The following is a 13,435-nucleotide window of genomic DNA, read 5'->3' as shown; positions in this document are numbered from 1 at the left end:
AGCTCAGGCGGGCAGGGTGATGAGGAATTCGGTGCCTTCGCCCTCGCGGGTTTCTACGGTGAGGGTACCGCCGTGGCCCTTGGTCACGATGTCGTAGCTCAGCGACAAGCCCAGGCCGGTGCCCTCGCCGGGCGGCTTGGTGGTGAAGAAGGGCTGGAAGATTTTTTCCCGCACCTGCTCCGACATTCCCGTGCCGTTGTCAGAAATCAGGATTTCCACCACCGGGCTACCGGCAGCGCGGCGGGTGCGCACCGTCACGGTGGGCTGGTAGTTGGCCGGCCCGCCGGCTCCCGGCTGCGCCAGGTCGCGCTGGCGCTGGCGCACGGCGTGCAGGGCGTTGGTGCACAGGTTCAGCAGCACGCGGCCCATATCCTGCGTCACCATCACTACCTGCTCCAGGCTGGGGTCGAGCTCCTTGCTCAGGGTGGCGTAAAAGTCTTTGTCGGTGGTGCGCAGGCCCTGGTAAGCCAGCGCCAGCGAATCGGCGGCCAGCGCGTTTAGGTCGCCGGGCACGCACTCGCCGGTGCCGGAGCGCGAGTGCTCCAGCATGTCCTTAATAATGGACGATGCCCGCTGCCCGTGCTGGCTGATTTGCTGGAGGTTTTGCTTCAGGCCGGCCAGAATCTCGGTTTCCAGCACCGGCACGTGGCCATTGTGCTGCGGGTTCATGCCGTCGACGAGGTCGGTGCTGACTTCGGCGAAGTTTTTCATGAAGTTGAGCGGGTTTTGCAGCTCGTGGGCAATGCCGGCCGTGAGCTCGCCCAGGAAAGCCATTTTCTCGGCCTGCACCAGCTGGCTCTGCGTTTGGCGCAGCTGGTCCAGGGTGCGCCGGTTCACCTGCAGCTGGCGATAGATAAACACGCCCAGGGCCGACACCAGCAGCACCGTGAGCAGGGCGCCCAGCAGCAGCCACTGGCCCAGGCGCAGGCGCATGGCCTGCACCGCCTGGTCCTGTTTCAGGCTGGTAATTCGGGCGTTCTGGGTTTGCTCCAGCCGCTCGCTTTCGTACTGCGCCACATGAAAAGTGTTCTGGGCCGCATTGAGGGTATCGGTGAGGGCGATGTAGGCGTGGGAGTAGCGCTGCGCCTCGGCCGGCCGGTTGCGGTCGTCGTAGAAGGCAATGAGCTGCTTCAGGTATTCGGGCCGCAGGCGCTCAACGCGGCCGGCCGTGGCCTTGCGATAAGCCTGTAGCCAGTGCTTTTCGGCGCGGGCATCGTCGTGCCGGGCCGTGTAATACCGAGCCCAGGCGGCATCCAGCTCAAACTCGCCGGGCCTGCCCGACATGGGGATGTGCAGCGAATCGTCGAGCTGCTGCGCCTGCTGCAGGAGCTGGCCCGCCGACGCTACCCGCTGCATTTGCAGCAGCACCCGCCCCTTTTGCACCAGCGCATAGGCCTGGCTGAGCTTGCGCTCGGCGGCATCGCCGCTGTGGGTGGCCAGCACCGAATCCACCATGCGCAGGGCGGTATTGGGGTGGTTGCCCTCGGCGTAGAGGCGCGACAGCGCCAGAAAGGTAAATACCCGCTCCAGGCCCTGGATGCGCCGAAACTCCGGCAGGCGCAGGGCCTGGCCCAGGTACTGCACGGCCTTGGCGCGGTTGCCCCAGTCGGCGTACACGGCCCCGGTCACCAGCAGCTCACGCACGTAGAGCAGCCGGTCGTAGGTGCGCACCAGGTCGGCGGCGCGCAGCACGCTGTTTAGGGTGCGATTGTAGTCGCCCATGCGCCGGTAGTAGCCGCCCTGCGACACGTAGCAGGCGGCGATGTTCTCGGTGGCGTTGTGCACCCGGTAGTAGGCCAGCTTTTTCTCGTAGTAGCGCTGGCGGGAATCCATGCGGCTCAGCCGGTTGTAGAGCGTCACCAAATCAATCAGCAGCCACGGAATGGGCCGGCCCAGGCGGTCGAATTCCGTCACGGCTACCTTCATGGTATCCAGGGCGGCCGCATCGGCGCCACCTTGCTGCCACAGCACCAGGCCGTTCCGCAGGTGCCGGTAAGGGGCCGCCTCCAGCAGCTGCAGTTTCTGGTTCAGACGCAGCAGCTGGTCGAGCAGCGGCAGGGCCTGTACGTTGGTGGGGTGCAGGTCTATCAGGTGCTGCACCACCCGCAGGCGGGCCATGTCAGAAGCCTGTTGCGGCAAGGCACGGGTCAGCGAATCATAATCGGCCTCCCAGTAGTGCTGCCGGCCAACCGCCGGCCCACACATCACCCAGAAAATCAACACCGTAAGAATCCATCTCATATACAAAGCTGGGGCTTGACGGCGACGGGGAAACGCGTGCCCTGTCCGTACTGTATTGCTGGTCGCGGCCACGGTAGCCGGAACGAAAAGCAATAGGATTGGCAGGACATCATCAGGGGCAGAAGCGAGTGGGAACTGGGCGAAAATTACGGCCAGACCGCCGGGGCGGACAACACAAACAGGGCCCGACGGTGTGCCGGCCCGCGTTGGTCGCACAAAGATGAATTAATTACGCCACTCCGCTTTTAACAGACATCATTAAGTCAGTATATTATCTTCATTTTCAATATATTACTTGCTAAAAACCTGTTTGACGAAATTAATTTTCTCCTTCATAACTAGCGGGCCAAATTCGATACCTAATCAAGGTAGCGAATAATTTTGCCTTGTAATAAATCATATCTAAATTTATTGCAGCTTCTTAATTTCTCAGCAGTAGTGCATTAGTAGCCGCCATTGGGCCCGGTTTTGACTTGCCCCTGCTTTTTCAACCGGCCTGCTCCGCCTCGTTTCATCCCCTCACCGCATTCGCCCCTTCCCTATGCAAGCCTCCTCTGCCGAAGCGTTTATTGTGCGCGAGCTGCGCCGGGGCCTGGCCCCCACCCTCTACTACCACAGCCTGGCCCATACCCTCGACGTGGCGCAGGCGGCCCAGACGCTGGCCGCCGCCGAAGGCGTAACCGATGCCGAAACCCTGGCGCTGCTCCGCACGGCGGCCCTGTACCACGATGCGGGCTTCCTGCACACGTACGCGGGCCACGAAACCCGGGGCTGCGAGATGGGCCGTGCCACGCTGCCGGACTTCGGCTACTCGCCGGGCCAGATTGAGCTGATATGTGCCCTGATTATCGCCACCCAGTACCCGCAGGCCCCCCGCTGCCACCTGGCCCAAATCCTCTGCGATGCCGACCTCGACTACCTCGGCCGGCCCGATTTCGTGCCCATCTCCACCAGCCTTTTCCGCGAGCTGACGGTCCGCCAGCTTATCGCCGACGAATTTGCCTGGTTTCAGCTGCAGGAGCAGTTCCTCACGGGCCATCGGTATTGGACGGCCACGGCCCTGGCCCGGCGCAGCACGCCCAAGCAGGCCCGGCTCGCGCACATCCGGGCGCGCCTGGCGGCCTGGCCCGGCCCGCAGCAGGACGGTGCTTAAGGAAGCGTTATCAGGCGATACCACCGGTCCGACCGCCTAGGGCGGTCCGACCGGAGCAGACGATTACTGCCGCGTAACAGCAGCTACTTAATAGTCGGCCAGGCCGTTGCGCAGCGAGTACACTTCGGCAAAGCCATTGGCCAGCAGCAGCTGCGCAGCTTTTTGGCTACGCACGCCGCTGGCGCAGTGCACCACCACGGGCACGTCGGACTCAAAGCCAGCCAATTGCGCTGCCAATTGCCCCAGCGGCACCAGCTGCCCGCCAATGCTGCGGCGGGCGTGCTCATGCGGCTCGCGCACGTCCAGCAGCTGCAGCGGCCAGCCGCTGGCCTGCCAGTCCTTCAGCTCATCGGCCGATATTTCGGGGGCGCGGGCCGGGGCGGCGTCGAGGGGCGCTTCGCCACAAAAAGCCGCGTAGTCCGGGGCCAGCGCGGTGAGCTGCTGATTGGCCGCCACGGGCTGGAAGCGGATGGTCTGGAAGCGCATGCTCAGGGCATCCACCAGCAGCAGGCGGCCACTCAGCACCTCCCCTATTTCGAGGATGATTTTCAGGGCCTCATTCGCCTGCATGGTGCCGATAAGGCCGGGCAACACGCCCAGCACCCCAATTTCGGCGCAGTTGGGGGCGTCGCCGGGGGCAGGCGGCACCGGGTGCAGGCAGCGGTAGGTGGGGCCGTTTTGGTAATTGAATACCGAAACCTGTCCCTCAAACTTGAAGATGGCCCCGAACACCAGCGGCTTGCCCAGCACCACGCACGCATCGCTGACGAGGTAGCGGGTGGCGAAATTATCGGAGCAGTCTACCACCACGTCGTATTCGGCAAACAGCGCCAGCGCATTAGCCGCCGAAAGCACCACCTGGTGCGGCTGCAACACAATAAAAGGGTTTTGGGCGCGCAGCTTTTCGGCGGCGGCTACGGCCTTGGGGCGGCCCACGTCGGCGGTGGCGTAGAGGACCTGGCGTTGCAGATTGCTGTCGTCCACGGTATCAAAATCGAGCAGGCCGAGCGTGCCCACGCCGGCGGCGGCCAGGTATTGGAGCACGGGACAGCCCAGGCCGCCGCAGCCCACCACCAGCACGCGGGCGGCTTTGAGCTTCTGCTGGCCGGCCGGGCCTATTTCGGGCAGCAGCAGGTGTCGACTGTAGCGGTTGGTTTCGGCGGCGGAAAGCGGGGCGGCGGCTGGGGTCATGGTGGTAGCGGAAATTACGTGCTTCAGCACAATTGCGTCGGTCTGCTGAAACAGTTGGCTGACGCAATTGGCGCAATGCTTCTGCAAATCTCGGGTGGGAGCGGCGCACCGGCAGCCGTTGCGGTCCTGACGTTGCTTGGGCAAGCGCTACCGTAGCGCATTGCATTCGGACGGGCCTCTGCCCTAAATTTGCCGAAGCACTCAAAACTACGGGTTGGCAAAACGAAATTTTTTCATGGGCGCTTTTTATTTAAAAAAATAGTTAAATGGCTTATCAAACCTCATTCTAAGCTCATAGGCCTGTTTTTTGGCGATGCGGAAACGGACGACTTCACCCAACGGCTGGCCCGTGCCCACCACCCGCCCGACCTGCCGCCCAGGCATCCGGTTGAACAACCGCGCCCCCGGAGCGAACTTACCGGCATGAAAGCTTGTCTCCCGTTTTTCGTCCTGGCCGCGCTGCTAGGCCTGTCACCCCGCGCCCACGCCCAGAAAGCCGCCTCGCACGAGTTGCCCATCACGCCGGCCACCGCCGCCTGGGGCTATTATGATGCCGCCGCGCCGCCGGTGCTGCGCATCAAATCCGGCGAAACGGTGCGGGTGCACACGCTCATTACCTCCACGCCATCGCGGCTGGAAGGCGCGGGCCTGCCCGCCGCGCAGGTCGAGCCCAACCTGCGCGACATCACCGAGCACGTAACCAACAAAGGACCGGGCGGGCACATCCTCACCGGCCCCATCTTCGTGGAAGGCGCCGAGCCGGGCGACGTCCTGGAAGTACGCATTCAGCGCGTCGACCTGGCCATTCCCTACGCCTACAATGCTTTTGGGCCCAAAAGTGGCTTCATTCCGGAGGATTTCGGCTACGCCAAAATGCGCATTATCCCGCTCGACGCGAAGCAGATGGTGGCGCATTTCCTGCCGGGCATTGATGTGCCGCTGCGGCCGTTTTTTGGCAGCATGGGCGTGGCCCCGCCGGCCGCAGCGGGCCGCATCAACAGCGCGCCGCCCGGCATCCACGGCGGCAACCTCGATAACAAGGAGCTGGTGGCCGGCACCACGCTGTATCTGCCGGTGCACGCGGCGGGCGCGCTGTTTTTTGTGGGCGATGGCCACGCCGGGCAGGGCAACGGCGAAGTTGATATTACGGGGCTCGAAACCTCGCTCACTGGCACGCTGCAGTTCATTGTGCGCAAGGACATGCACCTCACCCTACCCCGCGCCGAAACGCCTACCGCCTACATCAGCATGGGCCTGAACGAGGATTTAACCCTCGCCGCCAAAGACGCGGTGCGCGAAATGATTACCTTCCTAGTCACCGAAAAGCACCTCACCCGCGACGATGCCTACATGCTATGCAGCGTGGCAGGCGACCTCGACGTGACGCAGGTAGTGGACGGCACGCGCGGGGCCCACATGATTTTGCCGAAGAGCATTTTTGGGAAGGTGAAGGCAGCGAAGAAGAACTAGGCATTCTGGCGAACGTCAGCGGAATTTGGCCGTCATGCCGAGCGCAGCCGAGGCATCTGGCGTGGGGTAGTAATCCTGACCTTAGGATTTACTACCCCACGCCAGATGCCTCGGCTGCGCTCGGCATGACGGTCTCTTTTATTAGCCCAAACCCCGAAAATCCAATATCTTCGATACCCAAGCTTTCCATTCGCCCCGGCATCTGGCTATGATACAAAAAAGTCTGTTTTTATTCGTGTTGCTGGGCGCGCCGCTCGCCGTGCGGGCACAGGTCGATACCGTGCGGGCCAGCACCCTGCCCGGCCCGCAGCTGGCCGAAAAAGCCTATAACAGCGGCCTGGCCAGCTTCAGCGAGCAGCGCTACCCGGCGGCGCTGGCCAGCTTCGACCAGGCCATTGCGGCCAAGCCCGATTTTGCGGCCGCCTATACCAACCGCGCCGCCACCCGCTACGAGCTGAAAGAGTACCCGCAGGCCCTGGCCGACTACGACCAGGCCCTGAAGCTGGAGCCCGGCAACTACGCCGGCTACTTCGGCCGGGGCCGTACCCACGAGGCCCAAAACCAGCGCAGCGAAGCCGAAACCGACTATTCCGAAGCCGTGAAGGCCAAGGCCGATTACGCGCCGGCCTGGTACAACCGCGCCGTGCTACGCTTTGAGAAAGGCGACTACCAGGCCGCCCGCGACGATTTCGACGGGGCCATCAAGGCCGACCCCAAGCTGGCCTATGCTTACCACGACCGCGCCAGCACCCAGCAGAAACTCGGCAACTATGCCGCTGCGGCGCTGGATTATACCCAGGCCCTGACCTTGCAGCCCGAGCTGCTCGCGGCCTTGCTGAACCGCGCCACCGCCGAGCGCCACACCGGCCAGCTGCCCCAGGCCCTGAAAGATTACGACGCCTACCTGGCCAGGAAAACCGACGACGCCCTCGCCTATAACAACCGGGGTAGTGCCCGTTTCGAGAGCAAGGACTATGCCGGCGCCATTGCCGATTTCAGTCAGGCCCTACAAATCGACCCGAAGTACGCCTACGCCTGGAACAACCGCGCCGCCGCCCACCTCAAGCTGGAGAAATACGCCGATGCCGCCGCCGATGCCAGCGCTGCCCTCAAGCTGAAGCCCGACTACGCCGAGGCCTATCTCAACCGGGGCCACGCCCGCGAAATGCTCCGCCAGGCCGACGAGGCCTGCCAGGACTGGCGCAAAGCCGCCGAGCTGGGCATTGCGGTGGGCAATAACTACGCGGCCGCCGCCGGCTGCGCGGGCGAAGCGGCGGAGTAGAGAAAAACGAGCACGGAGCTAACAATCAGAACGTCATGTCGAGCGCAGCCGAGACATCTCGCGTGCAATAGCAATCCAATCGATTCAACGGCTTCGAGCGAGATGTCTCGGCTGCGCTCGACACGACGGCCACACTTATTCCTAATTATCTGCTATGTCCTTTCCTATTCGCCTGCTATTCCTCCTTTTCCTCGCCGGCGCGGCCCTGCCCGCCGCAGCCCAAAGCATTGCCTTTACCAAAGACAATTTTGGCAACGAAAAGGACGGCCTGCGCGAAGCCAACCGCAAGCTAAAAGCCGGCGACGACGACTACCGCGCCGACCCGCCGCGCTACGCCCAGGCCCTGCCGCACTTCCTGGCGGCCCAACTGTTCAACCCCAACAATGCGGCCCTGAACGTTAAAATCGGAGACTGCTACCTGAATTCGGCCACCAAAACCGCCGCCCTGCCCTACCTGCAAAAGGCCGCTAAGCTTGATGCCACCGCCGATGCCCGCACCCACTACCTGCTGGCCCGAGCCCTGCACCTGAGCGCCAAGTGGCGCGAGGCCATGGCCGAATACCAGCTGGCCCCGCCCGTGGCCAGCAACACCCGCAACGGCGACGCCGGCACCATCACGCCCAACGACTTGCAGCGCCGCATGCAGGAGTGCCGCAACGGCCAGCAATTGATGGCCCACCCCACCCGCGTGTTCATCGACAACGCGGGGCCGGAGCTGAATTCGCCGGCCTCCGACTACGGCCCGGTGGTATCGGCCGACGAGTCGACCATCCTCATCACCTCGCGCCGGGAGGGCTCGACGGGCGGCAAGAAAGACCCGGAGGGCAACGACTTTTTCGAAGACATTTACCAGTCGACCTGGAAAGGCAAGGCCTGGAGCCGCGCCACCAACCTGGGCGCGCCCGTAAACACCGACGACCACAACGCCACCGTGGGCCTGGCCCCCGACGGCCAGCGCATGCTGGTGTACGTGGGCACCAACGGCGGCGATTTGCTCGAAACCACCCTCAGCGGCAGCACCTGGGACAAGCCCCACCGCCTCAACAGCCGCATCAACACCAACGCCCACGAAACCTCGGCCAGCTACTCGCCCGATGGCCGCTACCTCTATTTCGTGAGCGACCGGCCCGGCGGCGCGGGCAGCTCCGACATTTATAAGGTGGACCTCGATGGCAAAAACACGCCCGTGAGCCTGGGTCCGGCCATCAATACGGCGTATGGAGAAGAGGGCGCATTTATGGCCCCTGATGGCAAAACACTGTACTTTTCCTCCGAAGGCCACAACTCAATGGGCGGCTACGACATCTTTAAATCAGTATTTGAGAATAGCAAGTGGAGCACGCCCGAAAACCTGGGCTGGCCGATTAATACGCCCGACGACGACGTTTTTTTCGTGACTTCGGCCTCGGGGCGGCACGGCTACTATAGCAGCGAGCGGCCCGGCGGCCTCGGCGCGAAGGACATTTACCGCATCACCTTTCTGGGTCCCGAAAAACAGCCTTTATTGAGCGAAGAAGACCAATTACTGGCCTCGCGCCTCGCGCCCATCAAGCAAATGGTGCTGGCGCCGGCCGTAGCGGTGGCCACGGCCCAGGTCACGATTCTGAAAGGCACCGTGACCGACGAAGCCACGCACCAGCCCGTGGATGCTGCCATCGACCTGATTGACAACACCAGCGGCCAGACCATTGCCAATTTCCGCAGCAACACCACCTCGGGCCGCTACCTCGTGAGCCTGCCCTCGGGCACCAATTACGGCATCGTGGTGCGGCAGGACGGCTACCTGTTTCACTCCGAAAACTTCGACCTGCCCGCCGGCGCGGCCTTTGCCGAAGTGGTGAAGGACATTCCGCTCAAGAAGGTCGAAATTGGCACCACCATCGTTCTGCGCAACATTTTCTTCGATACCGGCAAGGCGACTCTGCGCCCCGAAAGCACCGCCGAGCTGGAACGCCTGCAAAAGCTCCTGACGGAAACGCCCGCCCTGAAACTGGAAATGGCCGGCCACACCGACGATGTGGGCGAAGCTGCCCTAAACCAGGACCTGAGCCAGCGCCGCGCCCAGGCTGTGGTCACCTACCTCACGCAGCACGGCATCGCTGCCAGCCGCCTCACGGCCGTGGGCTACGGCGAAAGCAAACCCGAAGTGCCCAATACCAGCAAAGGCAACCGCCAGCTCAACCGCCGTACCGAATTCAAGGTGACGGCCAAGTAGGCTGTAGCGCGGACTTTTAGTCCGCGTATGAGAGCTGCCATACGCGGACTAAAAGTCCGCGCTACAGTCGGGCAAAACGCCGTGTTCATCGGGTTCTGCCCTTCGATAATCGGAAAGCCGGTTCGCCGCCAAATGGCCCGTTCTACCTTGCAGCGTCTAAACCGCTGCCCAATCCGGCAGGTAGCATTTTCCGCTTGAAACTACTTCTCCGCTTTCTCTATATGCGCCGGCTGGGGCTGCTGCTACTGGCGCTGCTCGGGCTGCTGCTGTTTTGGACGCGGCCGGCCAGTGCCCAGCAGGTCTATCTGCGCCAGTTTGGCCCCACTGAAGGCTTTCGCCCAGCCTTCGTGTACGCGCTGTTGCAGGACCGGCAGGGCTACCTCTGGCTGGGCACCGGCGAAGGCCTCATTCGCTACGACGGCACGCAGTTCATCACTTTCACGAAGGAAGACGGGCTGGCCGAGGATTTTGTGGTGTCGCTGCGCGAGGAGCCCGCCACCGGCCGGCTCTGGGTGGGCCACTACCAGGGCGGCATTTCGGTAAAAAAAACGGCCGCCGGCTCATTCAGCCCTGCCAAGCGCAGCGCCGTGCCCGCCGGCCTGCGCCTGACCGCCGACGGCCCGCCCCGCGTCGACACCGCCGCCATTGGCCACTACCTGAGGCGCTACCACCTGCGCCTGCCAGTCGGCACCGAAATCACCTGTCTGCTCGAAGACCGCGAGGGCAACGCCTGGCTGGGCACCGCCGGTCAGGGCCTGCTGCGGCATTCGGACCGGCATTTGCGAATGGAACCGTACCGGGTACCGACACCAAGCGACTTCCCCGTATTGGCTACTGTGCTCACAAACGGCATTGCAGAGGCTTGGCTTACGCAGTATGGCAATAGATTTTATCAATTAAGAGCAACCACTGATGTTCCTGCTGCGACTGGCAATCCGCGGGTTCCCCCTTTGCCTGACGAGGTGAAAGTGCTGCTGCCACGCCCGGCGCGGCTGGGCGGCGGGTTTTGGGTGGGAACTTCGACGGGGCTTTACGCTACTTCTAATCCCAACCACCTTCCACAGGCTATACCGGGCTTGTCAAACAACACTAATTTCAACATCACTGCTCTGGCTTACGCGCCCGGCTCCGGCCTCTGGATAGGCACCGCCGCCGACGGCATCTACCTATTGCCCGCCGATTCTTCGCTGCGCATCCGCCATTTCACCACCGCCAACGGCCTGCTGCACAACACCACCTACGCCCTGCTGGCCGACCGCAATGGCCGCGTTTGGGTAGCCACGCACGGCACCGGCATCGCCGCCTACGACCCCGCACTGGACGAATTCGTGCATTACCGCCTCGGCTCCGTGGGCCTCGATGCCAGCAGCCTGGCCGAGGATGCCGACGGCCGCATCTGGGTGGGCACCGAGGGCCAGAGCATCTATTGCCGCCAGCGCTCCGGCCAGTGGCAGCATCTCGCCGCCGTCAGCCAGCTGCCTTCCGACTATGCCTATGGCCTGCTGCCGCTGCCCGGCCCAGCCGGGCCGCAGCTGCTGCTGGTGCATCGCCAGGGCCTCACGCTGCTCGACTGCCGCACCCGCGTCTTCACGCCCCTCGCCGCCACCGACGACCCGCTGGTGCGCGACTGCCTCGGGCCGGCTGCCCTGGCCACCAGCCCCGGTACGGGTACCATTGCGTGGCTAAGCACCCGCACCGGCCTGCTGCGCGTGGACGTGAATGCCGCCCGCCACCTCGTAGCCGCCCGCCGGCCCGGCCTGGCCATTACCGCAGTCGAAATCGACGGCGAGCCCCGCGCCCTCGATGCGCTGGGCACCTTGTCGGCCACCCGCCACCGCGTCAATTTCACCTTCCAGGGCATCAGCCTCAATGCCGGCGAAGCACTGATGTACCAGCACCGCCTGCGCGGCCTCGCCGATGAATGGAGCCACCCCGGCCCCGCCGCCGAAGCCCAGTTTCCGGGCCTCGATGCCGGCCAGTACGTGTTTGAGGCGCGGGTACGGCGTGGTGATTCCGGCCCGTGGAGCCCGGTGGTGGCCGCCACTTTTAACGTGGCTACGCCGGTTTGGCGCACCTGGTGGTTCCGCACGCTGGCGCTGCTGGCGCTGGCTGGGCTGGCTTATGGGCTGATACGCTTCCGCGAGCGCACGCTGCGCCGCACGCAGTTTGCGCTGGAGCGCGCCGTGCGCGAGCGCACCGCCGAGCTGCGCCAGCAAAAGGCGCATATCGAAGACATCAACGTCGATTTGATGGTGGCCCGCGACGCGGCCGAGGCTTCGCGCCGGGCCAAGGCGCAGTTTCTAGCCAACATGAGCCACGAAATTCGCACGCCAATGAACGCCGTCATCGGCCTCACCAACCTGCTGCAAGCCACCCGCCCCAACACCGAGCAGGCCGAATACCTCACGGCCATCGAGTCGTCGTCGCAGAACTTGCTGGTGATTATCAACGACATCCTCGACAGCTCCAAAATGGAGGCCGGTAAGCTCACGCTGGAACAGGTGCCCTTCCGCCTGCCCGAAGCCGTGCGCCGCCTGGGGGCCATGTTCAAATTTGCCACCGAGAGCAAGGGCCTGTTTTTCGCGGTGAACGTGGCCGACAACGTGCCCGCCGCCGTGCTCGGCGACCCCGTGCGCCTCAACCAAATCCTGGTGAACCTGGTGGGTAACGCCATCAAGTTTACCCGCGCCGGCGGCGTAACGGTGACGGTCGAAGTTGTGCCCGGGCCGGATTCGCAAATCCGCCAATCCACCAACCCACTCATCCGCTTCGCCGTGCGCGATACCGGGATTGGCATCCCGAATGACAAGCTGGGGGCCATTTTCGAGGATTTTTCGCAGGCCAATACTTCCACCACCCGCGAGTTTGGCGGCACTGGCCTGGGCCTGAGCATTGCCCGCAACCTCGTGCAGCTGCACGGCGGCCAGCTCGGCGTGACCAGCGAGGAAGGCCAGGGCTCCGAGTTTTTCTTCGAGCTGCCCTACGAACTGGCCGATGCCAGCGCCGCCCGCCCCGACGCCCACGCCGGCCTGCTCACGCCCTTCGAGCCCGCCTTGCGCATCCTGGTGGCCGAAGACAACGCCCTCAACCAGCTCGTGGCCCGCAAAACCCTCGAAGCCTGGAACGTACAGGTCGTCATCGCCGAAAATGGCCACCTGGCCGTGGAGGCCATCACCGGCGCAACCCAGCCCTTCGACGCCATCCTGATGGACGTGCAGATGCCCGAACTCGACGGCTACGGGGCCACCCGCGAAATTCGCCGGCATTGTCCCGATGCCGGCCAGCTGCCCATCATCGGCCTCACCGCCTCCGTGCTGCCCGAAGACCGCGCCCTGGCCCTGGCCGCCGGCATGAACGATACCCTCGCCAAACCCTTCGAGCCGGCCGTGCTCTACGCCCGTATTGCCCACTTCACGGGGCGGAGCACTGTCGGCAATGAAGCGGCCACCACCCCCAACGAAAAACATCCCCGCATCACTACCAACCCACCAACCCACCAATCCGCCAATCCACCAACGCTCAAGCCCAATTGGCACCTCCTGGAGGAGCTGGCCGGCGGCAACGAAAGCTTCCTGCGCCAAATCATCACCACCTTCCTCACCGAAGCCCCGGCCCTGGAGGCCCTGCTGGCCGCCACCTACCCCCATGACCCCGCCGCGCTGGCCAGCACCGCCCACAAGCTCAAGGGCCAGGTGGCGTACTTTGGGGTGCCGGTGCTGCACACCCAGCTCGACGAGCTGGAGCGCGCCGCCCGCCACCCGGCCCTGCCCTACTGCGAGCCGCTGCTCCACACCATCCGCCAGCAGCTGGCCGAGCTGTACCCGCAGCTGGAGGAGCGGGCCGGAACTTGAAAATTGACCGGTACGCCCTACATTCGTTACCA

At 64.0% G+C, this 13,435-nt stretch carries 7 protein-coding genes; 5 read left to right on the top strand and 2 right to left on the bottom strand.

All coding sequences use genetic code 11. The annotated features are described in order from the left end of the window. Window positions 1-3: 3 nt before the first annotated feature. Entirely contained in the window at window positions 4-2,241 is a 2,238-nt protein-coding gene (locus KQ661_RS21915; protein WP_226915717.1) for a sensor histidine kinase, read from the bottom strand. Between the two features lie 541 nt (window positions 2,242-2,782). Here KQ661_RS21915 and KQ661_RS04945 point away from each other — a divergent pair. After that, the gene (locus tag KQ661_RS04945; RefSeq protein WP_216679625.1) at window positions 2,783-3,394 is read left to right on the top strand and encodes an HD domain-containing protein; all 612 of its coding nucleotides are present in this window, start codon (window positions 2,783-2,785) and stop codon (window positions 3,392-3,394) included. Window positions 3,395-3,481: 87 nt separating this feature from the next. On the opposite strand, the gene moeB is transcribed toward KQ661_RS04945, so the two are convergent. Then, window positions 3,482-4,585, bottom strand: a complete 1,104-nt coding sequence (gene moeB, locus KQ661_RS04940) for a molybdopterin-synthase adenylyltransferase MoeB (protein WP_216685820.1) — start codon at window positions 4,583-4,585, stop codon at window positions 3,482-3,484. Between the two features lie 423 nt (window positions 4,586-5,008). On the opposite strand from moeB, the gene KQ661_RS04935 reads away from it, so the two are divergent. From KQ661_RS04935 to KQ661_RS04920, 4 genes are all read left to right on the top strand, one after another. After that, entirely contained in the window at window positions 5,009-6,055 is a 1,047-nt protein-coding gene (locus KQ661_RS04935) for an acetamidase/formamidase family protein (RefSeq protein ID WP_216685819.1), read from the top strand. A 208-nt stretch (window positions 6,056-6,263) separates the two neighbouring features. Next, the gene (locus KQ661_RS04930; RefSeq protein WP_216685818.1) at window positions 6,264-7,337 is read left to right on the top strand and encodes a tetratricopeptide repeat protein; all 1,074 of its coding nucleotides are present in this window, start codon (window positions 6,264-6,266) and stop codon (window positions 7,335-7,337) included. A gap of 154 nt (window positions 7,338-7,491) precedes the next feature. After that, entirely contained in the window at window positions 7,492-9,552 is a 2,061-nt protein-coding gene (locus KQ661_RS04925) for an OmpA family protein (RefSeq protein WP_216679621.1), read from the top strand. Window positions 9,553-9,746: 194 nt separating this feature from the next. After that, window positions 9,747-13,403, top strand: coding sequence for a hybrid sensor histidine kinase/response regulator (locus KQ661_RS04920; protein ID WP_216685817.1), 3,657 nt, complete (start codon window positions 9,747-9,749; stop codon window positions 13,401-13,403). Window positions 13,404-13,435 lie beyond the last annotated feature (32 nt).

This window comes from Hymenobacter siberiensis (assembly GCF_018967845.1).
Classification (GTDB): Bacteria; Bacteroidota; Bacteroidia; order Cytophagales; family Hymenobacteraceae; genus Hymenobacter; species Hymenobacter siberiensis.
Note: the sequence above shows the minus strand (reverse complement) of the source record. Positions and strands in the feature narration are given on the sequence as shown.